The organism is Dehalobacter sp. MCB1 (genome assembly GCF_003590275.1).
Lineage (GTDB): Bacteria > Bacillota > Desulfitobacteriia > Desulfitobacteriales > Syntrophobotulaceae > Dehalobacter.
Genome location: NZ_LXPC01000003.1, coordinates 130,399 through 153,937 on the forward strand (window position 1 = coordinate 130,399; position 23,539 = coordinate 153,937).

Sequence of the window (23,539 nt, forward strand, 5' to 3'; positions counted from 1 at the left end):
ATCTCTCCGGATAACATTTAAAGGGTCGGACTCAAAATGTTCGTTATGTTTTTTCCTGTAGGAATACTTCTTCACTTCCGTCCGTTTCTTCCAGGCACACAGAAACAATTTCCCTGCTGGAAGTCGGAACATTTTTGCCGACATAATCGGCCCTGATCGGCAGTTCCCGGTGCCCCCGGTCTACCAAAACGGCCAGTTGGATTTTCGATGGTCTTCCGAGATCGAGCAGCGCATCGAGCGCTGCTCTGACTGTACGGCCGGTAAATAAAACGTCATCGACCAAAATGACGATTTTCCCGTCTAAGCTGAATGGCACTTTGGTCTCATGCAACACAGGTTGGATATCGATCGTACTCAGGTCGTCTCTATAAAGTGTGATGTCAAGCAGTCCGAGAGGAACCGATACATCCTCAAATTCTGCAATCCTTTCTTTAATGCGTTCTGCTAAAGGGACTCCCCTCGTCCTTATCCCGATCAGGACAAGGTCTTTCGTTCCTTGATTCTTCTCCAGGATTTCATGGGATATCCTGCTAATCGCTCTGCGAATTCCGTCCGCATCCATGATCCTGTTTTTTGGCGTACCTTCCATTTGAGTTCGCCTTCTTTCGCATATGTTTGCCGCTCCTAGCCGTCCTGGCACCGCGGCATTAGTCCATTGGTCAGTCGCTCTTTTCCCTCCATGGAATCGCGACATTTATCCCTTCATGGATGTCAAAAAAGCTGCCTGCAGGAGCAGACAGCCATACTTCACGTACAACATTTTATCTGCCTTACCTGCCTCACTGGACAATTTTAAAGGCAACTGATTTAATTTTCATCATAACTAGTTTAGTGTACTAGGAACCAAATGTCAATCACTATTCTTTAGCTTTGCCAGAACATCCCGAAATGATTCGGGTGGATCTGCCGTAAATGTCATCTTTTCTTCGGTCCGTGGATGAACAAAACTCAGCGTCTCGGCATGAAGAACCTGTCCGGTCAAGCCAAAAGGATTTTTCTTTGGCCCGTAAAGCGGGTCTCCCAGCACAGGGTGTTTCAAATAGGCCATATGCACTCTAATCTGGTGGGTCCTTCCTGTATCCAACACCGCTTTGATCGCAGTAAATTGCAAAAATCGTTCCAGAACATAATAGTGCGTCACTGCATTACGGGAATTCTTAAAAATAACCGCCATTTTCTTACGATCCTTTGGATCTCTGCCAATGGGTGCATTCACAGTTCCCGACGGCTCCGACATCAACCCGTGAACGATGGCCCTGTAGCTTCGTCCGACACTATGCTCTTTAATCTGGTGGGCAAGATGATGATGCGCGTCATCCGTTTTGGCAACGACCAACAACCCGGAAGTATCTTTGTCGATCCGGTGAATAATTCCCGGGCGGATGACACCATTAATCCCGGAAAGGTTTTGGCAGTGATACAGCAGTGCGTTAACCAGCGTTCCGTTCCATGCACCAGGAGCAGGATGCACCACCATGCCCTGGGGTTTATTGACGACGAGAAGATCATCGTCTTCATACACAATATCCAGCGGTAATTCTTCAGGCAGAACATCCAGCTTCTGCGCAGGAGGAATACTGATCTCAACACGGTCTTCTTCCTGAACCCGGTAATTGGCCTTCTTAAGTTGGCTGTTGACAAGCACGCGTTCCTGTTGGATAAGGTTTTGTATATAGCTTCTGCTCAGTAAGGTACATTCCGCCAGTGCCGTATCCAGCCGCTGGCCGGGAGCTGCCTGAACAAGCTGCCGTTCCTCGCTGTCCGGATCCTCGATAAAATGATCCTGCGGTTCTTCTTCAAAATGATGATTCGTCATTCGTATCCTCTTTCATTCGCATCAAAAGAATAATCAACAAGATACCGCCAATGACAATCATGCTGTCGGCGATATTAAAAATATAGGGCCAGACCCTAAAATCAAGAAAATCAATTATTTTTCCGGTAAGCAACCGGTCCCAGAAATTGCCGAGCGCTCCGCCCCCAATCAGACCCATGCTCACCCGCATAAGCCTTTGTCCTTGCGGCACTTTTCTTTGAAAATAGAACAGTACGGCAAGAACAATTACTGAAACAGTGATCAGCACCCACTTTTGGCCCTGCAGCATACCAAAGGCCGCACCAGGATTCAAAATATAGGTTAGATGGAAAAAGCCCGGGATTACGGCCTGGCTTTCTCCCAGCGTCATATTGCTTTGAACGACCCATTTACTGAGACGGTCTAAGACTAAGATAATGATCAGTGTTACCCAGGTATATAAAAATGGCAAAAGGGTACCCTCCATCTAATGAATCATTAATCCTCAACGATTACCGTTCCGGTATCTCCGTTCTTAAGCCCCAGCGCATTCGCTTCATCGGTATCGATGTGCAGATCCAGCGCATAAGTTGATTTTACTCTGACCAGAACGTTATGCAGAATACCGCCGCGGGGTCCTTCAAAAAGTACTTTAACCATATCCTTATCCTTAATGCCATACTGCAGCGCATCGTCTTCACTGGCATGGATGTGACGCATCGCGGCAATGACTCCGTGTTCCAGACTTACTTTTTTATCTCCTGCTATAATATCAATGCCGGGTGTCCCTTTGGTATTGCCGGAATCTCTTGCCGAAATGTTTAATCCCAGTTTAATCGCATCTGTCACAGCAAGTTCAATCTGAGTTTCATCACGGGCAGGCCCTAGGACACGGACTCCCTCAAGCTTCCCTTTGGGACCGATCAGCGTTACAGTTTCTTCAGCCGCAAACTGTCCGGGCTGACTTAAGTCTTTCTTTTTAGTAAGTGTACTGTTTTCACCAAAAAGCTGGCTGATATGTTCCTCAGAAAGGTGAAGATGTCGATTGGATATTCCAACCGGAACCAAAAATGTATGCATACTGTTCACTCCTCAATATTTGTTTGAACGATTGCTCCATGGTCCATGATCGCAACAATTGCTTGTCAAGAAGCTTTCCGGCATAAATGACTTCAATGCGACGGCACAGGAAGTGTGAAGGCCTTTAAATAGCCTTTACGGTGTTGAGTATGTCATGGATAACATAGCATTAGGGGGTGAATATGGAGAACTCGTCTCATGACGAGTTCTCCATTTAATATTCAGTACCTTACTGCATTTGCAGGACGCTTCTTCCGTTCTACACAATGAGATTGGCAATAAGCTTATAAAGGGGCCAAAGAATCACACTTTTGATAAGTACGATGGCCAGGACAGCAAAAAACGGAGCAAAATCAACCATCATGGCCTGGTTGCCTAGCCGTATTTTTCGGAAAGGCCTCAAAAGCGGTTCAGTGATATCGTAAATGATCCGAATAAATCTATTGCTTGGTGAATGAGGTATCCAAGATAAAATACAGCGTATGATTACGAGCCATTCCAGGATCAGAAGGACCTTGTCAATAATTGCATAACTCCAATAAAGAATTGTAATTCTGATTACCCCCCCATTAATGCCTATGATCAATGACTCTCGATTAATTGTTGATTTTAGGCCAGAGAATATCCCGCTCGGTTGTTTTGTAATTCAGCTCGCCGCTAATGTCCACATTGTTTGGGACAAATAGGAAAATACCATTGCCAACCTTCTGCATATTCCCACCTAAAGCATAGGTTGTACCGCTGATAAAATCAACGATCCGCTGTGACAGATGACCGTCGGTCCGTTCCAGGTTCAGAATAACTGATTTACGAGCTTTAAGGTGCTCTGCAATTCCCTGAGCTTCCTCAAAAGAGACCGGCTCTACGACGATGACCCTTACCTGCTTTTGGGTATGAATGCTGACCACAGAAGCCTGTTTTCTTTTCATGGCATTGTCTTTGTATGTTTCCCTGCTGAAGGATTCGCTCTGAGCGGGTTCTCGGAGCGCATTATCTCTGAAGCTGCTGTTTCTGGACTTTTCTGCTCTTCCGGAATACTCTTCTTCTAATTCTTCAGGTTCAAAATCGTCCTCATCGTCCCCAAAACCCATAATACCTATAAATTTGTCAAGTATCTTTGCCATTTTCATCCTCCGTGATTTAAATTTTTTCATAAGTTTTATGTAAAATATATTAATTCCTGTGTCCGAAAATCATGCTTCCGACTCGGACAATTGTAGAGCCCTCTTCGACGGCAATTTCATAATCCTGGCTCATTCCCATAGACAAATGGGGAAGCCCATTAGGCCCTCCGGCACCTTTCGTCAGTAAATCATTTCTGATCTCCCTGAGTTTTCGGAAATACCCTCTTGTTTCTCCGGGTCCGGCATCAAGGGCACCAATCGTCATTAGTCCGTGAACGGTCACATAGGGAAAGTCGTGTACGCTGTCCATAAAGTCCTGAAGCTCTTCGATCTCGAGACCAGCTTTGGCCTTATCCCTTGCAACATTTACCTGGACAAGCGTCTTCCATCTGATCTGGCGCTTTTCCCCTTCCAGATTCAGCTTCTCCAGCAGCGCAAAGCGGTCCAGCGAATGAATGAACGCGATGTCTTCTAGGTATTTTACCTTATTCGTCTGTAGACGGCCAATGATATGCCATTGGCAATCCTGCGGCAGCGAGAGGTGCTTGGCCTGCCACTCCTGTACTTTATTTTCTCCGAAAGCCCTTAAACCTGCCCTGTGTGCCTCCATGATCCTGTCTTCGGGTACTGTCTTGGATACGGCCAGAAGTGTGATATCTTTCGAGCTACGGCCTGCTCTCGCAGCAGCTGCCGAAATTTTTTGCTGTACTTCTGAAATGTTATTGACTATACTCATTGGACTCCTGCCGCCTGTGTTGGCATATAATCATTTATATGTTCTACATTTTCCTTGATTTCCCTGCTTTTTATGCAAAAAGTAGCTGGATTTATTGACTTTTTTAAAAATCAGGACTTCACATACATGCCTTCAATACCTTCTCGCGGATTAACGACAACCTGGATACCCTCCGGAAGACCTTCGACACAGGCTAAATTTTCATTGCTGTCCTTGATGATGACACTCTGGTAGTGGATCACGCCATCCTCCAGGACATAGACTCCCTTTTCCTCACCGGAGGTGCACAAGGCACTGGCCGGAACGACCAAGCCCCTGGTCGAGGACTGAAATCTCCAGGCAATTTCGTGTATCCTGTTCTCCGCGGTACCTTGCACATATTGACTAAAGCGGATCACTGCTCCTCCAGGTTGCGACGAAAGCTTCATGACCGTACCATAGTATTCTTCGTCATCAATCACAAACTCAACAACATCTCCAACAGCCAGGGAAGCCGGGATTCCCAGATATACAAACACCCAGCTCGGATAGAGGTTGTTCACTATCTTACCAATTGGAGAATGCAGACTAACACTGACCGTGGTATTCTGACTGTTATCCGCAGGTTGACTGTTCTCCTGGGCAGTCTCTGTCTGCTCAGATTCTTTCCCATCATTTTGCGTCTGGACCAATAATCTGTCTAGATCCATATTCATCAAATTTTCCGGTGTCATGATCTGTTCCAGCCCGTCCCGATGTGAATAAAACAGGCCCGAAACCGGTGCGCTTATCCATATTCCTGAGTCAGATTGCTCATGTCCTACTCCGGCAGGGATCACCCGGGCTACTGATTCACCCTTTTTAAATCTTCTTCCTTCCTCACCTACCAGTACAACGGTTCCTTCAGCTGGCGCTGTCAGTACGGTTTCCGTATTGGCAAATACGGCCTTTACTGTTTTTTCGTGTTCTACAAGGCCCTGATGAACAGTCTCGAACGAAAGTGAGCCAGCAATCCACGATGACCGGTAATCCCAAAGGAATAGGCCAATTACAGACAAAACCAATATAATAAAAAATACATTCAATCTTTTTCTGGTTTTTTTAGCCATCCTCTATTCCTCTTACAAACAATACTTATGAGAATCCAATATAAGCGGCCATCCTGCCGGTTATCCCTTCTCTCCTATAAGAAAAGAATTCTCCAGGATGACAGGATGTACACATTTGAGCGATTAATATATTCTCTGCGCGAATTCCGGCGGAAATCAGCAACTGACGGTTTGCTTCCTGCAAATCGAGACTATACTCACCCGGTGCTGTTTCCGAAAGCACGGAAGGTTCATTCCATTTTTCTCGAAATATTGAAGCGACGGAATCTCCAATGACATAACAGCAAGGTCCGATGCAGGGGCCGACCGCGGCCAAACATTCTTCTGCATTAGCTCCGGCTTGAATTATCCTGTTCACCATTTCTTGGACAATATTGCCGGCCGTTCCTCTCCAGCCGGCATGCGCAAGCCCAATGATTCTGCTGCGCGGATGGAAAAAGAAGACAGGCACACAATCCGCATAAAAACTAAGTAATCCTACATCCTGCGCCGTAAGTATCCCATCACAGCACGGTAGTGCCGATACCAAGTTCTGCATACCCCTCCCCCGGTCTGTTTCTGTCACAAATCGAATAGCGGTACCATGAACCTGTTCAGCGGCGACACAATCTTCTGGTGAGCGTCCTATTCCGGCTAGAAATATTCGTCTGTTATGTAAAACATCCTCAATCATATCGCCGACATGCAAAGCCATATTCAAAGAGGAATAAGGCGGGCTGCCGACGCCTCCGCCCCTGGTCGAGAACACGGCGGTTACTCCGTGAAGGGACCATTTAGGAATTGTCAGGTAAGCCAGTTCCCCGACCGTTTGTCTTTCCCATGCCATATGATTATACCTCATTGCAGTCAAACCTTAAATCATTTCTATTTATTATATCGAAAAAAACCTTTGAATACAGCTCTTTTGCAATTTTTAATAGTTGATATTGATTAAATCCCTGCCATCGACCAGGATTACATCAATACCAATTTTAATCACTTTTTCCCAAGGAACAAATACGTCGCCCGTTCTCCCGTTACCAAAGAAGCCTTTCGCCCGGGAGGAAGCCATGATAACGATCCCTTTCACAATCCCTTTTTCCAAATCCAGATCAAGGTCGATGACCGGCCCTAAGCGCCGCCCGTCCTCTATATTGATAATATCGAGTACCCTCAATTCAGAGACTCTCATGGCAAAGCCCCTCCTCTCACTTATTATCATATGAGGAGGGGTTACAATCATGACATATTTAAATTGAATTCAGACATGCTTACGCATATACTTCAGAGCTGCTTTTTCCAGGCGGGAGACCTGGGCCTGGGAAATCCCAATTTCTTCGGCCACTTCCATCTGGGTCTTGCCCTGAAAGAAACGTAGCGAGATAATCTTTTTTTCCCTTTCTCCGAGTTTGCTCATACCTTCCTTGATCGAAATTGATTCCAACCAAAGTCTGTCCGACTGTTTGTCATCACCGATCTGATCCATAACAAAAATCGGATCACCGCCGTCATGATAGATCGGTTCAAAAAGCGACACGGGTTCCTGGATTGCATCGAGCGCAAAGATAACATCTTCATGGGAAATTTCCAGTTTTTCGGCAATCTCATTGATTGTCGGCTCCCGCGAGCACTCGGACGCCAACTTGTCCCGAACCTGCAGGGCTTTATAGGCGATATCCCGCAAAGATCTGCTGACTCTGATCGGATTATTGTCCCTTAAATAGCGCCGTATCTCCCCAATAATCATTGGGACAGCGTAGGTAGAAAACTTGACGTTCTGACCAAGGTCAAAATTGTCGATTGCCTTCATCAGGCCAATACAGCCTACCTGAAAAAGGTCGTCCACATGCTCCCCTCTATTGCTGAACCGCTGAATCACGCTGAGCACCAGGCGAAGATTTCCCCGGACTAGCTGTTCACGGGCCGACTTGTCCCCGGCTTGAAATTTCAAAAACAGTTCTTTCATCTTGGCACCACTTAAGACGGGCAGTTTGGACGTATTCACTCCGCAGATCTCAACCTTGTTTAAGACCATTAAAATACCCTCCAGATGTGGTTTTTCATGGTTATTCTCTGGAGAGTATGCCCTGACAGCAGACAAGTTATTCCAAATCGTTATTCCAGCCGGACAAATTCTTTCCGCAGCCTGCGTATAATGCGCTTTTCGAGTCTGGATATGTATGATTGCGAGATTCCGAGGCGGTCAGCCACCTCCTTTTGCGTCTTTTCTTCGCATCCGCCCATGCCGAATCTAAGCTCCATGATCAGTTTTTCGCGCTCACTCAGACTGCCCATAGCGAGATCCAACAGCTGCCTGTCAACTTCCTCTTCGATCGGGCGCGAGATGATATCATTCTCGGTTCCCAGTACATCGGACAGAAGCAGCTCATTGCCATCCCAGTCGATATTCAGAGGTTCATCGAAAGAAACCTCTGTCCTTATTTTATTATTTCTACGCAGATACATCAGAATTTCATTTTCAATGCAACGGGAAGCGTAAGTGGCCAGCTTGATTTTCTTGGCGGGATCAAAGGTATTAACCGCTTTAATCAAACCGATCGTCCCGATCGAGACCAAATCCTCAATACCGATTCCCGTGTTCTCAAATTTGCGGGAGATATACACAACTAGTCTTAGGTTGCGCTCGATCAGCATATCTTTCACCGAAAGGTCCCCATGCTCTAGTCTCGTGATCAGATACTCCTCTTCTTCCAGTCGCAGCGGGGGCGGCAGGGCTTCGCTGCTACCGACATAGAAGATCTCCCTTACCCGGTGCAGTTTCAGGGACAAAAAAATTAATTTACTCTTAAATACTGACATTACTGCCCTATAGTACCGTTTAATGCGATTCATCAGGCGATCTCCTCCTTGCCAACTGGCATTTGAATATGTTCCGGATGCAGTAGGGCCACAAATTTGCCTTCCGAATTAAGACCATGCGGGACTAAGGCAGCGGTAACTGCATGTTCCCATACTTTTCCCCCCTGACGGATCTTAACAGATCCGAGCCGGATTCCCGGCAGCCAGGTCTGTCCATTGATTCCCCTGGCGGAGATAAACACCATCTTTTGTATACAAGGGTCTTCACTGTTCCAGATATAAGTCCAGGGGTTGGCACTTTCTCTCCAAGGCATAAGCAGAAACCTCTGAATTACTTCCGGCAGGGCTTGGGCCACAGCTTTTTCTTCCACGACCATTACAGGTGTCCCGGTCAGCGGATCCCGCAGTTCGTTTCCGGTGTCCAGCAGTGCCTTAATCTGCGCCTGCCGGCCATTCTCAAAAGACAGCTCAACCTCATAGCAGACATTGTCCAAAAACAATGTCGTTTTTTGGATTTTCTCCCAGACCTGGCATCCTGCGATCAGAATCAGGGCAATCACAGGCAGGACCCATAAATCCTTTAAAGCCAGCCCTGAGCCTTCCAACCCAAGCCAGCCTGCCAGCGCATAATAACTTCCGGCGCTTAAGGATGCCAGAAGGCTGAAATACAGGAGTCCTTTAGCCAGATCAGGGATTGTTTTGGTCTTTAAAGCCACTGCGACCATGCCAACAGGAATCAGGATTCTGGAAGCAGTGATGACCCATGAGGGTCCAAAGATGATAAATACGATTGGCAGCTCACCAAGAAGAACTGCCCCAAAAAGATTTAAAATCTGTATCTTTTTACGAAGCAGATGAGCCGTAAAAACCAACAAAAAAGCATCCATAGCCCCATTGATGAACAGAATAATATCCAGGTAGACCATACCCGAAATCCTTTCTGCGCGAAGTTATTCTCATTAACAAATTATACCTCTGTGCCGTGAGAAATCCTGTCGCTTTAAGTGGGCTTGGAACGCGATTTTTTTGGCTAAGGGAATACAGATTATGATGGATATTTGGCGATTGTGGAAGGTTGATGATGCTCTATTTGCCATAGGCTTAAAATTATATTTTATGTTTCCCACAAGTGTATTACAAATAAAACAAATAATTATATTGTCTTGCTGCGGATTACCTGATCCAAAACTGTAAAGGTCTGAGGTCCCGCAATACCATCTTGGATAAGTCCATAATCCCTTTGGAAAGCGATCACAGCTTCCCTGGTCTTAGGCCCGAATACTCCATCAGCCATTCCCGGGTTATAGCCGAGTTCTTGAAGAATAGACTGCAATGTCGCAACTTCCGGACCCCGGGAACCTACTTTGAGAAATGCAGGTTCAAAAAGAGTTCTATTCAAAGCTGCTGTCGTTGCCGGACCTACAATTCCATCCTGTACCAACCCGTTATTTTGCTGAAAGGCAATTACTGTTGATTGGGTACGAGGACCAAAGATACCATCTGGAGTTCCTGGATTATAACCCAGTTCAATCAGAGCGATTTGCAGTTGTCTGACATCATTACCACGCATCCCTAGCCTGAGCGTTCTAGTTAGCCGAAGGCTCATTGAAGCTACCCCCTCGATGTTAATTTAATTATCCTTATATTTTCTAGTAAGTTCTGGGCATTATCGTTTTTATAAGCTTACCACCATCTTATGTTTTCTTAGGGTGACTATGTGAAAAAGACCTGCCCCAAAATTTCCAAGTGCTTGGAAGCTCTTCGGTTATCAAAAAAAATACATGGCGGTGCCGCAAAACTACAAAAAAGTAGTTATGCAACACCGCCTTCTTTTATCGTGAATGAAAAGCCAGCAAAATTTTAGGATCTCTGTTTAAAACCCCAGATTTGAAGTTTTGCTTTTCTTAACAGGCATAAAGACAGAGAGGAAGGATAGAACCAAGCATATAGCTCCGGCCGACAACAACGATGTCATTGGTTTAATCATATTGGTACCGGCAAAATAGAAGAAATCCCGCATCACCTCTACGCCAAAGCGTAAAGGCATCCAGGAATATAACCAAAACTTTGACGCAGAGGAAAGCATTTCATAAGGCAGAGAAATCATTGGCAGCCCAAAAAAGAATACCAGCATGACAAGTACAATTCCCTGAGCACCTAATCCATTTACCAGCATTGACTGCATTAGGAAAAAACTGAAGCTTATCAGTGTAAAATATAAACAGAACTCAAAACTGTTCGGAACCGTCATTTTCAATAAGCCGTTTCCAACAATCAAGATAACCAACGAAGCAATGAAGCAAAACGCAATGGCACAAACGATCTGTATTCCAATCGTAAGTGCCTTTTCCGTTTTTTTAGTTTGCTCAACTTTCTTTATCACAAAAAAGAGGAGTATGGATGATATTAAGCCGGTCATCCAAGCCAACATTGTGACAGAAACAGGTGCATTACCATTGGCACTGTGATCGGGAATAACGTTAACTTTGTCAATGGTAAAACTTACGAGCGTATTCTGCTGCAGATTTTGCATCATTTGCCTCTGCGCTTGCATTGCTGCGGCTTGGGCGGAAGCCGTCTGACTGGTTTGCTTTGACGGGCTTTGACCGATCTCCGGAGTTTGTTTAGTAGCGCTGGCTAGCTGAGCTGCTAGCTGTGTTCTTAATTTGTCATTGATACCCGTCTCCATTTTTCCCACAACCTGCGTCAAAATATTGGCAACGGTTTGACTCATTCCGTTGTTGACATATACCTCAACTTCACCAGGCGTCTGGTTTGCACTTGTGACAGACATCACCTTTTTACTAAAGTCCTTTGGAATAATCAGAGCACCATAATATTTCTGATCATTCATTGCATCCATCGCCTCACTTTTGTCAGTGAGAATCGTCCACTTAAAGGCTGAGTTGTCCTGGCCGCCGATTGATGTCATTACCGATTCTACTATTTTTTGCCCAAAATTTAATTCTACTCCGGACTGCAAGGCTACTCCCTCATCCTGCAAAACTAAAGCCATAGGCGCACCTTTCAATTCAGCATTAATCGTTGATCCTAAAAGTGCAATTGTTAGCACAGATGCAAATAGAATCATCACTGCTAATCCAATCCACAATATTTTTTGTTTTAAAATACCAACAATAATTTCCATCATCTCAACCCTTTCCCTATTTTCTTTTATAGGCTGTAGTCTTGGGCTATGTAATTCACCCACACCGCTATTGAAATCAACACAGTGTTGATTTATCATAAAAATACCATAGAAGGTTACCGTGATCAATCAACAGATCATTTGGAAATGTTTATATTTCCACGTATCTCCCTAATTGTTACATAGGAGTGATTTTTATGACGAGAATCGCTGGACCAAAAAAGTCCATTCAGACAAAACGCATTTTCATGGATGCTTTCATTGCGTTAAATCATGATAAAATGATTGATAAAATGAGTATTAAAGAGCTTTGCAATCGAGTCGGGTTAAATAGGGGAACATTCTATCTTCATTTCCAGGATATTTATGATTTACGTGAGCAAATTGAAAACGAGTTGCTGAATGGTATGAAAGAAATTTTTCTTGAGTTTAGTAAAGATATCATTATAATAAGAGACCCTCATCTAGCAAGAAATGCCTTCAGCAGTATACTTGCCTATATCCAAAAGCATCACTTGTATTTTGAAGCCCTTCTCGGCCCAACCGGTGACATCTCGTTTATTAATAAAATCAAAGATAATGTGAAGCTTTTGCTCCTTGATAACTTATTATTACGCGATAAGGAAAAAAACATAAATAAAGACCATTACGAATTAATTTTAGAATATGGTCTATCGGCAAATGTCGGTATTGTCATATATTGGATAAAAAATGGTATGAAAATACCCATAGATGAACTGGTTACCTTATATAACGAACTAATGTTTAATGGCTTGGCTCAAGGTATTTTAACCCCCAATACTTCCTCCTGAATTCTGAAGGAAATATAATGGGTTATGAAGCACAAGGTAATCAATGACATGTACTATTTTTTTGAATTTTTATAGTTCAAACTTAGCTACGGTTCATATAATAATATGAACCGTGATCAGGCAAAAGATGAGAGGGGGCGAGGCCGCCGGCAAATCCTGATTGCCGTCAGCCCGCCCCCTCTCTTAATCTTTTATGCCGGTACTGCCTGCTTACGCTTGTGGAGGATCATAAAGGTCATTGTCCATTGTTTCGATGACCTTTATATCCTTTGTTAATTCGCTCATACATACTATACTTAGCTTGTCCAAAGGTTCTAAAAAAATCAGGAACGAACTCTAAGCGGTTTCTTGGGGGGCGGCCACTCTTTAATCGTCTCTGCCATGTATTCAATCAGCCGATTGGCCTCTTTTCTTTTTTCTTCTTTCAGGTTCGGATCGATATGCGCCAGATTGGTGAGCGCTGTCGTCAGATCGAAGAAGGTATCGGCGATTGTTTTGCAGCAAGTGTCGCATTTTTCTACATACTTGATGTGAGCGTCCGGGTCATGTTCGGTTTTAAGGTTGTGGGTAAAAGGGGCTGTTGTTGCAGGGGGGGCGTTACCGGCAGAGGAGGCATTGTTGGCAGATTGCGCTTCTGCATTGACATTTTTCGGATTTGTTGGCCTTGATGCAGCCTTAGCCTGCTCATTCTTTAATTCGGAGATGGTGCTGTCGATCGTCTCCAGCCCTTTTTTAAGTGCTTGATTCTCCTGAAGAGCCTGGTCCTTTTCCTGAAGCGCCTGTTCCTTCGCCTGATTGGCCTGATCTCTGTCCTTCAGAGCCTGCTGCAGCTCCTGTTTCGTCATACTGCCGACGTTATTGTGCGCGATAAATTCCTCCCGCTCCTCTTCCGGTAAGCCCAGCAGGAGGAGGGCCTGGGTGTAAGTCAAAATCGACACTGGTGTCGATTTTGACCTGTCGGATCCGTCAGAAAATTTAGGCCCGTATTCTTCGTAGAGTTTGATCAGTCTTTCGGCAGTTTTCTGGGAATAGCTCACAGACTTTGCCAGCCACTTACCCCATTCCCCGTGTTTGACCAGATCCTTGGCTTCCAGCAAACGACGGCCGATTTCAATGGCGCTGGTAAGCAGGATTTTTTTGGTCTGGCAGGTTATCATATTTATTTCAGCCGCTATGACAAGCGGCGTGCGTTCGCCGGTCGAGTTATCCATGCCGCCCGCCCTTTCATTATGAGTCTAATTACAGCATATGCAGATGGGCTTCGGGTGGTGAGGGCTTGGCTTTTATTAAAAGATAGGTGTATGGCCTAATCAGCACTGTTCATGAGAAAGGGAACGTAACGAAAGCTTTAGTTTCGATGCGTCCCCTCATATGATCTTTATGCTGATTCCTTCAAATATTGCAGACTTGGAGTAAGCCCAGAGGTTTCAAAATGTTAGTGAGGCTGCGACAGCCCATGAAAGAGTTAAAGACAAAGCTAAAGACGCCCAAATGAGACGCCTTCAGCGTTGAATAGAACCAACTTTTATGATTAAAAGTTAGTGCTTATCTTTTATACTTCAGGAAATTCGGGATATCCACATGATCCTTGAAAGGATTGTAGTCATCCATTTTCACAGCTTCCTGCGGGTTCTTTAGTTTTTTGACAAAGTTGGACCGCTGGTCAAAGCCTGTGGCAATGACCGTTACCCGGACATCATCTTTTAGGTTTTCATCGATGACTGCACCGAAGATAATGTTAGCCTCCTGATCGGCTGCTTCGCCGACGATTTCGGAAGCTTCGTTGACTTCAAGCAGGGTCAGGTTCGGACCACCGGTGATATTCAGCAGGACACCCTTCGCCCCTTCAATCGAAGTCTCGAGCAGCGGGCTCGAAATCGCTTTGCGGGCAGCATCAACCGCTCTGTTTTCTCCGGAAGCCTGTCCAATTCCCATCAGGGCAGAACCAGTATCAGACATGATGGTCTTCACATCAGCAAAGTCGAGGTTGATGAGTCCCGGAATGGTGATCAAGTTGGATATGCCCTGAACACCCTGCAGTAGGATGTCATCAGCAATGCTGAAAGCTTCCTGGACCGTCGTATGTTTATCGACAACCTGCAAGAGTCTGTCATTTGGAATGGTAATCAGCGTATCAACCTTTTCCTTCAGTTCAAGGATCCCTCTTTCAGCCTGCATGGCTCTTTTGCGTCCCTCGAACGAGAAAGGCCTTGTAACAACGCCGACTGTCAAGGCTCCAATTTCCCTGGCGATCTCGGCAACAACGGGAGCGGCTCCCGTTCCTGTTCCACCACCCATACCGGCGGCAACAAAAACCATATCGGCACCGAGCAGCGCTTTGGCAATCTCGTCACGACTCTCTTCGGCCGCACTGTGACCGATCTCCGGATTAGCTCCTGCACCGAGTCCTTTGGTGAGTTTAATGCCGATTTGTATTTTTTCAGCTGCTCTGGACATTTGAAGCGCCTGAGCATCTGTATTCAGCCCGATGAACTCTACTCCTTTAAGACCAACGGAAATCATTCTGTTTACGGCATTGTTTCCGCCGCCGCCGACCCCAATTACCTTGATCCGTGCAAACTGCATCTCATCACTAATGAATTCGAGCATCTTTTCCCCTGCCTCTCCTTATTCTAGTCCTCATCTATTGGTTATGTTTTTCCGATGTAAACGGTTAATCGTCAACCCAACTATATGAGTTCGAGATGAGAAACTATTACTCCTCTTTTTCCGTCATAATATTTAAATTTTTTTCGTTCCAATCAGGTTTTATGATATCTATTAATGATATGCCGGCGAATAATACTGATGTTTTGGAATAATCTGGTGCCAAAGGCCACCACGGCAGCAAGATACAGGTCGACGCCTATTCTATCCCCGATAAATGCCAGCAGGCTGGCCATAATGATATTGACGATAAAACCGCTGAGGAAGATCGTACTGTCAAAATGATCTTCCTGATAGGATCTTATACCACCCATGACTGAGTCCAACGCGCCTAAAATCGCTACTGAAAAATATTTGGTATAGTCCACCGGAATACTAAACGGACTTATGAATCCAATTAATAGTCCAAGAATTAATCCGAAAACCGGTAGTAGCCACATAATCTATCCCCCGCTATCTTCCTAAAACAGGTTTCCCTGCCGTTAAATCAATATATTGAATTGCTTTTTCTACGGTTTTGTATTCTTCACTGTTTAACAATTCCTGAAGCAGCTTCAGCTTTTCGGTAAACTCGGTGTCAAATCCTATTTTCACTTCAATACCGGAGGTCAGATAAAGACTTATTTGCCCGTCCGTTGTGCTGTGAACCTCTCCAATCAGCGGCAGTAGTTCCGCAGGGGCTTGTCCCAGCAACAGAAGGGCCTTGTTTAGGTTCACATTGTCAATCTTTTGTCCAGGGCCGATTGTTTCAGGGACTTCGACTCCGGTCAGCACTGGATTGTCTTCCGCGGGCCAGGAATCATAAAATTTCAGAATGACGCCCTGCAGATCCACGACGACAACCCCGTCGCTGTTTAAGATCATTGCGGCCGGTACACGTTCCTGTACTTTGATCACCAGCGTTGCCGGAAGTTCCTTTTCTACCTGCGCCTGATCAATCAGCGGATGAAGCTTGACCTTCATCGCCAAGGCTTCTGTATCGGTTAGAAAAATATTCTCACCTTTTACGGTTCCCAAAAGCTGCAATACTTCATTCTCAGTGACATTGCTTAATCCTTCTGCCCTGACTTCCTCCACGTTAAAAAAATCCGATTTGGAAAACATATAAAGTCCTACAGCAATGAGACAGATCAAAGCCGCCGCATAGATCCAAAATGTATTTGATCTGGTGTGAGCCAAAATCTTCCTCTCCCGCTCTCGTTTTATCTATTTTACATTATCCGCCCGGCAAGGTGCAACATTATTGTTTGACGACCCGCTGTATTTTTGCTCCCAAAGCCCTGTATTTTCCCTCGAGATCTTCATAACCCCGGTCAATGTGATCGATTCTCTCCAAGACCGTGCCCTCTTCGGCAGCTAAAGCTGAGAGAAAGAGAGCTGCTCCGGCACGCAAATCAGTTGCTTCCACAAACGCACCTTCGAGGTTTGGCCTACCGGTAATAATTGCCGTTCTTCCCTCAACGGTAATCCTGGCTCCCATCCGTCTCAACTCAGCGACATGCTGGAAGCGGTTTTCAAAAATCGTCTCGGAGACAATGCTCGTTCCGTCAGCAATCGTTAGCATTGCCAGGAATTGCGGCTGCATATCGGTCGGGAATCCCGGGTAGACCAGCGTTTTTATTTCGAGCGCTTTAAACTGTCCATTTTGACGTACCCTGACGCTGTCTCCATAAGGAGTTACTTCAGCCCCTCCCTGGCGCAGTTTGGCAATAACGGGGCCGATATGTTCGGGAATCACGTTTTCCACTAGGATGTCTCCGCCTGTCATAACGGCGGCGACCATATGCGTCCCGGCTTCTATCCTGTCAGGGATGACAGTATGTTCTGTACTCTTAAGTTTCGCGACGCCGTCGATGCGCAGGACGTGAGTCCCGGCCCCTCTGATCCTGGCGCCCATTTTATTCAGCAGATTCTGCAGGTCAACGATTTCCGGTTCTCTGGCCGCATTGCGGATGATGGTTGTTCCTTCGGTCAAAACCGCAGCCATCATGATATTTTCCGTAGCCCCGACACTCGGTATATCCAGATAGATATCTCCGCCCCTGAGTTTCCCCGCTGTGGCCTCTATGTATCCATGTCTCTCTTCAACACGTACGCCGAGTTCCTGCAGTCCTTTAATATGTTGATCCATTGGACGTGTCCCAATCGCACAGCCGCCTGGTCTGGATATTTTAACCCTTCCGTTTCGTACGAGCATCGGGCCTAAAATCAAGTTGGATGCCCGCATTTTTCGCATTAGCGCATCATCGACAATGCAATCATTCAGTGAAGAGGAATCAATGGTCAGTTCATTTGAGCCGAATTGTGTTTTACAGCCAAGGCTTTTCAGAACTTCACCCATACAAAGAATATCTGTGAGATGAGGAATTCCCTGCAGCTCTGTTTTCCCATCGGCCAGAATGGCGGCTGCCATGAGCGGCAGTGATGCATTTTTTGCTCCGCTGGTCCGAATACTTCCCTCAAGTCTTTGTTTTCCCGTAATGACATAACGATCCATCGTCATGTCTCCTCCTCCTTTTGCCAATTAAATGACGCGTATTTCTGTTTCGAGTTGTATATCAAATTTTTCGGATACATCTTTTTGAATTAGTTGGATAAGTGTTAAAATGTCAGTGGATGAGGCGTTCCCTCTATTCACAATGAAATTGGCATGTCTCTCAGATACCTGAGCATCCCCAAGGCGACGTCCTTTCCACCCTGCCTGTTCGATTAGCCTTCCCGCGGAGTCTCCGGCAGGATTGCGAAATACACTTCCTGCGTTGGGATAATCTAGTGGCTGATGTTCTTTCCTTTTGGCCATAAGACCCTGCATCTGAGCTTGAATCACGGACTGATCCCCCGGATGGAGGGACAGCGTACATTCTAGGACAATGCATTTCTTTTCTAAAAGGGAACTGCTGCGATATCCAAAAGTAATCTGGTCCTTCGGCAAGACTTCAATGTTCCCCTCAGGCGTCAGCACTTTGACTTTCTTAACCAAATCACCCATTCTTCCACCATAAGCACCGGCATTAATGACTGCTGCTGCACCGAGTGTCCCTGGTATACCACAGGCAAACTCGAGCCCGCTAAGGCCGCTATCTCCTGCCTCCCGGGCCAGACGCATCAGCGAATAACCTGCTTCGGCCGTGACTTCTTCACCATGCCAACGAATGCTGTCCATGGCTGTAACAACAATCACCACACCCTTGAATCCGTGATCCGGCAGCAATACATTTGAACCCCGGCCCAGAAGCAGAAATGGTGTGTTGTTCTTTCTGCACGATTCAATCACAGAGACCAGTTCCTCAATGTCCCTAGGCCAGACAGCAAGTTTGGTCATACCGCCGACTTTCCAGGTATTCAGCTTTTTTAAAGAATAATCTTTTTCAATTCTACCCTTTATGTTCGGTAAGTACATGATATTCCTTTCCCTTTTCCTTACAGCATATCATATGCTGATACGGCTTGCAGTGTTAAAGAAGTTTATCTCCAAGCAGTCTGCAGGCAGAGATTGATAATGCGGTCTAAAGCTCCAGGCGCAAATGCCTCTTTGGCCCGCGCGGCCATTTCTTCTAGTTTAAACGAATTCAGCAACACTTTTTGAACATTATCCCACAGAATCTCCGCATTCAGTTCCTTATCTAAAATAACACAGGCTGCTCCCTTATTTTCAAAAGCCCTGGCGTTATATTCCTGGTGATTTTCAGCCGCATACGGATACGGGATCAGGATACCGGCCTTCCCTGCAGCCGAGATTTCTGCCAGCGTGGATGCCCCAGCCCGGCAGATGCACAGATCGGAGCAGGCAAGAGCTTCGGGCATATGCTCAGCGTAGGCTAAGATTCTCCATTGTTCTCTTTGCCAGTCAATATTACGCGTTTCAAGCTCCTGCAAAATCGTATCATGCGTCGCTGTCCCGGTTGCCCAGATCAACTGGATATCCGGGTATTCGGCCAGTTTTGGCAGGAGCCCGGTCAGCGCCTGGTTGATGCTCAGTGCACCTCTGCTGCCGCCGGTGACCAAAATTGTTTTCTTGCTGGGATCAAGACCAAAGGCCTTGGCTCCGGCTCTGCGGTCAATCTTGCCAATTTCTTCTCTGACCGGCAGGCCTACAACCTGAAGCTTGTCTTTTACCCCCAAATATTTTTCACTTTCCGGAAAAGTCAGTAAAATACGTTTGGCCATTCTGGCCAATATTTTATTGGTCTTGCCCGGAAAAGCGTTCTGTTCATGTAAAACGGTCGGGATACCAAAAAAGGCAGCTGTCAGGACGACCGGGCCAGATACATAGCCGCCGGTCCCTACAACCAGATCCGGACTAAATTCTTTCAAGATCTTTTTCGTTTCCCATAAGGCCCGAACGTTCGTGCCGGCTGCTTTCAATATTTCGGTACTTAACTGCCGCGGCATCCCTTGACCGGATATTCCAAGGAATTCGAGACCGTTTTCCGGAGCCAACTTCGCTTCCATACCGCTTCTTGTTCCAACGTACAGGATGCGGATATCATTCAGCCGCTCCTGCAGCGCTTTGGCAATTGCCATTGCAGGATAAATATGCCCGCCTGTACCGCCTCCGGTTACAATAACCCGCAATTAAAAGACCTCCTCAGATCTGCCCGCAGCCGCAGAAATATTCAAGAGCAGCCCGGCCCCGATCATTGTAAATAAAAGTGATGTACCCCCATAGCTTAGGAATGGCAAGGTGATTCCCGTTACCGGCAAAACGCCCGATACCACACCCATATTGATCATGGCCTGAATCCCGATCAGGGATGTCAAACCCACAGCCATCAAGCCAAGAAATGGTTCCGGTGCCAGCATCGCTGTCCGGAAGCCGCGCCAGATGAAAAGGAAAAAGAGCAGAACAACGAGTGAGGCACCGACAAAACCAAGCTCTTCTCCAACCATGGCAAAAATAAAATCTGTATGGTTCTCAGGCAGATAAAGAAATTTTTGTCTGCTTTGACCGAGTCCCAGTCCGAATAATCCGCCAGGCCCAAGTGCCAGGAGCGACTGGATCGTCTGATAACCCTTACCTGAAGGATCAGCCCACGGATCAAGGAAAGCAAAGATCCTACGCATTCTGTACGGAGCAGCTGCGATCGCGGCAACCACCATCGCCAGCCCGGCCAGACCAAGACCTGCCATGTGCCACATTCTGGCCCCTGCGGCCAGAAGCATAAAGAAAACCGTTGCAGCAATTACCAACGTTGTACCGAGATCAGGCTGCAGCATAATCAGGGCACAGACCACACCCAGCAAGGCCAGAGAAGGGATGATGCCCTTACGGAATGACTTGATCCGATAAGGATTTACGGCAAGGAACCTCGCCATAGTCAGTACCATGGCCAGTTTCGCCACTTCGGAAGGCTGGATGGACATCGGACCAAGTCCAATCCAGCGGGTTGCACCATTCACTGTCCTGCCGATTCCCGGGATCTTAACCAGGATCAGCAGAAACAAAGCTGCGTATAAAATAGGTTTCGCCCATTTATGCAAAAACGCGATATCAATCATGACGGTGACACCCATGGCCGCAAGCCCCAGAGCTACCCACAGCAGGTCCGCTTTAAAATAGTGATAAGGATCCTCATAGTACAGGTAGCCTTTCACAGCACTGGAACTATAGGTCATGATGATCCCGATCAGCAGCAATATAAGAATCACACCTAGTAGAACCGGGTCGACCTTTAGGAATTTTCGGATCACATAGCTCCCCCCTCCAAAATCATTCGGGTTCCGGAATGGTACTATGTTTACACCGACATTTTCCAGTGAATCTTAGTATCATTCGGGTTCGCTATAATGCTTACGCACCAAATCCTTAAACAATTCCCCTCTTTCTTCATAACTTTTAAACATATCCCAACTTGTACAAGCTGGCGACAGTAAGACGACGTCGCCCGGCATTGCCTCAGCAATAGCAATATTGACTGCATCCTCAAAATCAAGCGCCCGGATAATGTTCGAGAACCTTAAGCAGACAGCAATCTCCTCGAGCTCCGGAGCAGCCATCCCCACTAAAATCAGACTTTTTACCCTTTTACGGGCTTCCTGCAAGAATTCCGTCATATCAAGACCTTTGTTTTTACCTCCAGCAATCAGCACAATCGGTTCCTCATAGGACTGAAGGGCTTTAATCGATGAATCCGGATTGGTTCCCTTGGAATCATTAATATACAGAATATCTTCAAATCTGCCAACGATTTCCTGGCGGTGTTTCACCGGCCGAAAGTGACGCAGTACGTCAGCAATTTTGGAGATATCAAGTCCGAACTCGAGCGCAGCTGCCACTGCAGCCATCACGTTCTCAAGATTATGGCCACCCTTCAACAGCAGTTCCTTGCGTCCGATGATCGTCGCGGCAACGCTATGATCTTTTTTCAGGACAATATCCTCTCCATTTAAGCAGATTCCGTCTGGCAAATTTTCCTTCAAGCTGAAGAATATCACCCGGGCCTTGGCTATAGCGGCTAATTCTTTAACAGTCGGATCATCCCAGTTTAGAATGGCCAAATCCTGTTCCGTCTGGTTTTCAAGAATCCTGGCTTTAGCTGCAGCATACCTCTCCAGTGAACCGTGCCGGTCCAAATGGTCAGGGGTCAGATTCAAAAAGATCGCAATGTTCACCCTGGTCTTATTAATCAGTTCCAGCTGAAAGCTCGAAAGCTCTGCAACGACAATTCCATTCTGATCAAGATGTTCAACCTGGCCGCATAAAGCAAGCCCAATATTCCCGGCAACGACCGTCTCACGTTTGGTTTCCTTAGCCAGTTCTCCGACAAGCGTCGTGGTCGTCGTTTTGCCGTTACTTCCGGTTATGCCGGCAATCACTGCCCTTGAATCCCTCAAAGCAAGCTCTACCTCGCTCCAAAGTGGAATACCCGCCGCTGAAGCCTGCCGGATAAACGGCAGGGACGGAGAAACACCCGGCGATAAAACCAATAAATCAGGCCTGATCTCTTTCAGATCCGGTTCCCTTTCCAAAATAAGGTGAGAAGCGTCCAGTTTCAATTCATCTATGCCTGTAAGCCTGTTCAAAGGCTGCATATCAGTAAGAAAGACCTCCGCCGCTTTGCCCTGAAGCTTTCGGGCCGCAGCCAGGCCACTCCTGCCACCGCCTACGATCAGTACTCTTTTTTGGGCTAATTCCACAATACGATCCCTCCAACCTTAATTGATCATTAACCAAAAGGCGCTAACTCCAATCAATGTGAAGATGGCCGCAGCCAGCCAAAAAACACGTACAACCTTTTTTTCACTCCATCCGCCTAATTCAAAGTGATGGTGCACCGGACTCATCCGAAATATCCTCTTCCCCCGGGTCTGAAAAGAAACAACCTGAAGAACAACGGACAGACCTTCCAGGACAAAGACCCCGCCGAGAATCAGCAAAACAAGTTCACTCTTGCTGAGGACCGAGATCGTAGCCAGCGCTCCACCTAGAGCAAGTGATCCACAGTCACCCATAAAGATCCTGGCTGGATGAATGTTGAACCTTAAGAACCCCAGACAGCCTCCCGCAATGGCCGCTGCAAAAACTGCGAGGTCGCTGGAAGAAACATCAATGCCGTCAATAAATCCTGTCCGCGCCGCCAGATAAGCGATGCCGACATAACCAACAGCTGAAATGACTGTACAGCCTGCGGCCAGTCCGTCCAATCCGTCTGTCAGGTTAACCGCATTGGACATATACACCACAATAAGTATGACCAGCGGATAATAGAAAATCCCTAAATCTATTTCCAAAGCCGTAAACGGAAGTTCTACCGTTGTACCTCTACCAAGGTACAGGGTGGAGACTCCGACTAATATCACCGCAAGCAGGATTTGCCCGGTCAGTTTTTGCCAGGCCCGTAAGCCAAGATTCTGCTTCCTGATTACTTTTAAAAAATCATCCAAAAAACCAAGCAAGCCAAAGCCCAAGGTCACAAGGAGCATGGTTATTATTCCGGGTGAATAAGGCTTTTCCGCAATCATTAGCACTCCGGCTGTTATTCCAATAAGAAATATAAGTCCGCCAATCGTCGGTGTCCCGGCCTTGGCAAGATGCCGTTTGGGGCCATCCGCTCTGATACTTTGACCAAATTTTAACGTACGCAGAACCGGAATCAAAAAAGGTCCCGCCAGAAGACTTACCAGCAGGGCAATTCCTGCCGCCAAATAGATTTTTTCCGTCACTTCCCGAATGTTCCTTTCTTAGCCTTAATCACTTAATTTGAAGTTGTATACACACAAAACTTAGAGAAAATTACTCTATCGGGTAGGTCTGCGAGCCACAATACCGCTCTTCGGCGAATTGCGCCAT

26 protein-coding genes are annotated in these 23,539 nt (G+C 46.4%); 1 reads left to right on the forward strand and 25 read right to left on the reverse strand.

Translation table 11 applies throughout. The features are described 5' to 3' along the window. Positions 1-43 precede the first annotated feature (43 nt). The 15 genes from pyrR to A7K50_RS02085 all read right to left on the reverse strand — a co-directional run bounded on the left by pyrR (position 44) and on the right by A7K50_RS02085 (position 11,899). Positions 44-589 carry a bifunctional pyr operon transcriptional regulator/uracil phosphoribosyltransferase PyrR gene (gene pyrR / locus A7K50_RS02015; RefSeq protein WP_020492587.1) on the reverse strand — a complete coding sequence of 182 codons (546 nt, stop codon included), beginning with the start codon at positions 587-589 and terminating at the stop codon, positions 44-46. A gap of 261 nt (positions 590-850) precedes the next feature. Continuing rightward, entirely contained in the window at positions 851-1,816 is a 966-nt protein-coding gene (locus tag A7K50_RS02020; RefSeq protein ID WP_020492586.1) for an RluA family pseudouridine synthase, read from the reverse strand. Further along, positions 1,797-2,267: a signal peptidase II gene (gene lspA, locus A7K50_RS02025; protein ID WP_026156539.1), complete on the reverse strand. Its 471-nt coding sequence runs from the start codon at positions 2,265-2,267 to the stop codon at positions 1,797-1,799. The genes A7K50_RS02020 and lspA overlap by 20 nt, the downstream gene beginning before the upstream one ends. A 26-nt stretch (positions 2,268-2,293) precedes the next feature. Then, positions 2,294-2,875, reverse strand: coding sequence for a phosphate propanoyltransferase (locus tag A7K50_RS02030; RefSeq protein WP_020492584.1), 582 nt, complete (start codon positions 2,873-2,875; stop codon positions 2,294-2,296). Positions 2,876-3,134: 259 nt separating this feature from the next. Next, the gene (locus A7K50_RS02035; RefSeq protein WP_020492583.1) at positions 3,135-3,461 is read right to left on the reverse strand and encodes a YggT family protein; all 327 of its coding nucleotides are present in this window, start codon (positions 3,459-3,461) and stop codon (positions 3,135-3,137) included. 10 nt (positions 3,462-3,471) lie between these two features. Continuing rightward, a complete protein-coding gene (locus A7K50_RS02040; RefSeq protein WP_026156537.1) occupies positions 3,472-3,999 on the reverse strand; it encodes a cell division protein SepF in 528 nt (175 codons plus the stop codon). Between the two features lie 49 nt (positions 4,000-4,048). Next, the gene (locus tag A7K50_RS02045; RefSeq protein WP_020492581.1) at positions 4,049-4,735 is read right to left on the reverse strand and encodes a YggS family pyridoxal phosphate-dependent enzyme; all 687 of its coding nucleotides are present in this window, start codon (positions 4,733-4,735) and stop codon (positions 4,049-4,051) included. Between the two features lie 110 nt (positions 4,736-4,845). Beyond that, the gene (locus A7K50_RS02050) at positions 4,846-5,823 is read right to left on the reverse strand and encodes an HlyD family efflux transporter periplasmic adaptor subunit (RefSeq protein ID WP_020492580.1); all 978 of its coding nucleotides are present in this window, start codon (positions 5,821-5,823) and stop codon (positions 4,846-4,848) included. 25 nt (positions 5,824-5,848) lie between these two features. Then, on the reverse strand, positions 5,849-6,649 hold the full coding sequence (pgeF, locus tag A7K50_RS02055; RefSeq protein ID WP_083916797.1) for a peptidoglycan editing factor PgeF: 801 nt from the start codon (positions 6,647-6,649) through the stop codon (positions 5,849-5,851). A gap of 87 nt (positions 6,650-6,736) precedes the next feature. After that, a complete protein-coding gene (locus A7K50_RS02060) occupies positions 6,737-6,994 on the reverse strand; it encodes a YlmC/YmxH family sporulation protein (RefSeq protein WP_020492579.1) in 258 nt (85 codons plus the stop codon). 69 nt (positions 6,995-7,063) lie between these two features. After that, positions 7,064-7,837 carry an RNA polymerase sporulation sigma factor SigG gene (sigG, locus tag A7K50_RS02065; protein WP_020492578.1) on the reverse strand — a complete coding sequence of 258 codons (774 nt, stop codon included), beginning with the start codon at positions 7,835-7,837 and terminating at the stop codon, positions 7,064-7,066. Positions 7,838-7,917: 80 nt separating this feature from the next. Further along, complete coding sequence (sigE, locus tag A7K50_RS02070) at positions 7,918-8,655, reverse strand: RNA polymerase sporulation sigma factor SigE (protein ID WP_020492577.1); 738 nt, start codon at positions 8,653-8,655, stop codon at positions 7,918-7,920. Then, on the reverse strand, positions 8,655-9,548 hold the full coding sequence (locus tag A7K50_RS02075; protein WP_020492576.1) for a sigma-E processing peptidase SpoIIGA: 894 nt from the start codon (positions 9,546-9,548) through the stop codon (positions 8,655-8,657). Before A7K50_RS02075 ends, sigE begins: the two co-directional genes overlap by 1 nt. A gap of 227 nt (positions 9,549-9,775) precedes the next feature. Continuing rightward, positions 9,776-10,228, reverse strand: a complete 453-nt coding sequence (locus A7K50_RS14430) for a peptidoglycan-binding protein (protein ID WP_282432353.1) — start codon at positions 10,226-10,228, stop codon at positions 9,776-9,778. A 267-nt stretch (positions 10,229-10,495) separates the two neighbouring features. Next, complete coding sequence (locus A7K50_RS02085; protein ID WP_026156536.1) at positions 10,496-11,899, reverse strand: ABC transporter permease; 1,404 nt, start codon at positions 11,897-11,899, stop codon at positions 10,496-10,498. A 68-nt stretch (positions 11,900-11,967) separates the two neighbouring features. Here A7K50_RS02085 and A7K50_RS02090 point away from each other — a divergent pair, with 68 nt between their 5' ends. Next, positions 11,968-12,582 carry a TetR/AcrR family transcriptional regulator gene (locus A7K50_RS02090; RefSeq protein WP_020492574.1) on the forward strand — a complete coding sequence of 205 codons (615 nt, stop codon included), beginning with the start codon at positions 11,968-11,970 and terminating at the stop codon, positions 12,580-12,582. A 323-nt stretch (positions 12,583-12,905) separates the two neighbouring features. Here A7K50_RS02090 and A7K50_RS02095 read toward each other — a convergent pair whose 3' ends face one another. From A7K50_RS02095 to mraY, 10 genes are all read right to left on the reverse strand, one after another. After that, positions 12,906-13,793, reverse strand: coding sequence for a DUF3102 domain-containing protein (locus tag A7K50_RS02095; RefSeq protein WP_119774504.1), 888 nt, complete (start codon positions 13,791-13,793; stop codon positions 12,906-12,908). 334 nt (positions 13,794-14,127) lie between these two features. After that, a complete protein-coding gene (gene ftsZ, locus A7K50_RS02100) occupies positions 14,128-15,192 on the reverse strand; it encodes a cell division protein FtsZ (protein ID WP_020491925.1) in 1,065 nt (354 codons plus the stop codon). Between the two features lie 152 nt (positions 15,193-15,344). Next, on the reverse strand, positions 15,345-15,689 hold the full coding sequence (locus A7K50_RS02105; RefSeq protein ID WP_020491924.1) for a small basic family protein: 345 nt from the start codon (positions 15,687-15,689) through the stop codon (positions 15,345-15,347). 13 nt (positions 15,690-15,702) lie between these two features. Further along, positions 15,703-16,428 carry an FtsQ-type POTRA domain-containing protein gene (locus A7K50_RS02110; RefSeq protein ID WP_026156385.1) on the reverse strand — a complete coding sequence of 242 codons (726 nt, stop codon included), beginning with the start codon at positions 16,426-16,428 and terminating at the stop codon, positions 15,703-15,705. 61 nt (positions 16,429-16,489) lie between these two features. Continuing rightward, positions 16,490-17,752: a UDP-N-acetylglucosamine 1-carboxyvinyltransferase gene (gene murA / locus A7K50_RS02115; protein WP_020491922.1), complete on the reverse strand. Its 1,263-nt coding sequence runs from the start codon at positions 17,750-17,752 to the stop codon at positions 16,490-16,492. Between the two features lie 21 nt (positions 17,753-17,773). Continuing rightward, positions 17,774-18,649 (reverse strand): UDP-N-acetylmuramate dehydrogenase, encoded by an 876-nt coding sequence (murB, locus tag A7K50_RS02120; protein WP_020491921.1) that lies wholly within the window; start codon positions 18,647-18,649, stop codon positions 17,774-17,776. Positions 18,650-18,714: 65 nt separating this feature from the next. Continuing rightward, positions 18,715-19,824, reverse strand: a complete 1,110-nt coding sequence (murG, locus tag A7K50_RS02125) for an undecaprenyldiphospho-muramoylpentapeptide beta-N-acetylglucosaminyltransferase (RefSeq protein ID WP_026156384.1) — start codon at positions 19,822-19,824, stop codon at positions 18,715-18,717. Next, entirely contained in the window at positions 19,825-20,937 is a 1,113-nt protein-coding gene (ftsW, locus tag A7K50_RS02130) for a putative lipid II flippase FtsW (protein WP_026156383.1), read from the reverse strand. Positions 20,938-21,018: 81 nt separating this feature from the next. Further along, complete coding sequence (gene murD, locus A7K50_RS02135) at positions 21,019-22,386, reverse strand: UDP-N-acetylmuramoyl-L-alanine--D-glutamate ligase (RefSeq protein ID WP_020491918.1); 1,368 nt, start codon at positions 22,384-22,386, stop codon at positions 21,019-21,021. Between the two features lie 18 nt (positions 22,387-22,404). Beyond that, complete coding sequence (mraY, locus tag A7K50_RS02140; RefSeq protein WP_020491917.1) at positions 22,405-23,412, reverse strand: phospho-N-acetylmuramoyl-pentapeptide-transferase; 1,008 nt, start codon at positions 23,410-23,412, stop codon at positions 22,405-22,407. Positions 23,413-23,539 lie beyond the last annotated feature (127 nt).

Excerpts from the sequence above, each read along its gene's own strand:
- A7K50_RS02060 (WP_020492579.1), bottom strand. The coding sequence starts at position 6,994 with ATGAGAGTCTCTGAATTGAGGGTACTCGATATTATCAATATAGAGGAC.
- A7K50_RS14430 (WP_282432353.1), bottom strand. The coding sequence starts at position 10,228 with ATGAGCCTTCGGCTAACTAGAACGCTCAGGCTAGGGATGCGTGGTAAT.
- ftsZ (WP_020491925.1), bottom strand. The coding sequence starts at position 15,192 with ATGCTCGAATTCATTAGTGATGAGATGCAGTTTGCACGGATCAAGGTA.
- A7K50_RS02050 (WP_020492580.1), bottom strand. The coding sequence starts at position 5,823 with ATGGCTAAAAAAACCAGAAAAAGATTGAATGTATTTTTTATTATATTG.
- murB (WP_020491921.1), bottom strand. The coding sequence starts at position 18,649 with ATGTACTTACCGAACATAAAGGGTAGAATTGAAAAAGATTATTCTTTA.
- pyrR (WP_020492587.1), bottom strand. The coding sequence starts at position 589 with ATGGAAGGTACGCCAAAAAACAGGATCATGGATGCGGACGGAATTCGC.
- sigE (WP_020492577.1), bottom strand. The coding sequence starts at position 8,655 with ATGAATCGCATTAAACGGTACTATAGGGCAGTAATGTCAGTATTTAAG.
- A7K50_RS02075 (WP_020492576.1), bottom strand. The coding sequence starts at position 9,548 with ATGGTCTACCTGGATATTATTCTGTTCATCAATGGGGCTATGGATGCT.
- sigG (WP_020492578.1), bottom strand. The coding sequence starts at position 7,837 with ATGGTCTTAAACAAGGTTGAGATCTGCGGAGTGAATACGTCCAAACTG.
- A7K50_RS02030 (WP_020492584.1), bottom strand. The coding sequence starts at position 2,875 with ATGCATACATTTTTGGTTCCGGTTGGAATATCCAATCGACATCTTCAC.
- A7K50_RS02045 (WP_020492581.1), bottom strand. The coding sequence starts at position 4,735 with ATGAGTATAGTCAATAACATTTCAGAAGTACAGCAAAAAATTTCGGCA.
- A7K50_RS02095 (WP_119774504.1), bottom strand. The coding sequence starts at position 13,793 with ATGGATAACTCGACCGGCGAACGCACGCCGCTTGTCATAGCGGCTGAA.
- murA (WP_020491922.1), bottom strand. The coding sequence starts at position 17,752 with ATGACGATGGATCGTTATGTCATTACGGGAAAACAAAGACTTGAGGGA.
- A7K50_RS02090 (WP_020492574.1), top strand. The coding sequence starts at position 11,968 with ATGACGAGAATCGCTGGACCAAAAAAGTCCATTCAGACAAAACGCATT.
- A7K50_RS02020 (WP_020492586.1), bottom strand. The coding sequence starts at position 1,816 with ATGACGAATCATCATTTTGAAGAAGAACCGCAGGATCATTTTATCGAG.
- A7K50_RS02105 (WP_020491924.1), bottom strand. The coding sequence starts at position 15,689 with ATGTGGCTACTACCGGTTTTCGGATTAATTCTTGGACTATTAATTGGA.
- A7K50_RS02040 (WP_026156537.1), bottom strand. The coding sequence starts at position 3,999 with ATGGCAAAGATACTTGACAAATTTATAGGTATTATGGGTTTTGGGGAC.
- pgeF (WP_083916797.1), bottom strand. The coding sequence starts at position 6,649 with ATGGCATGGGAAAGACAAACGGTCGGGGAACTGGCTTACCTGACAATT.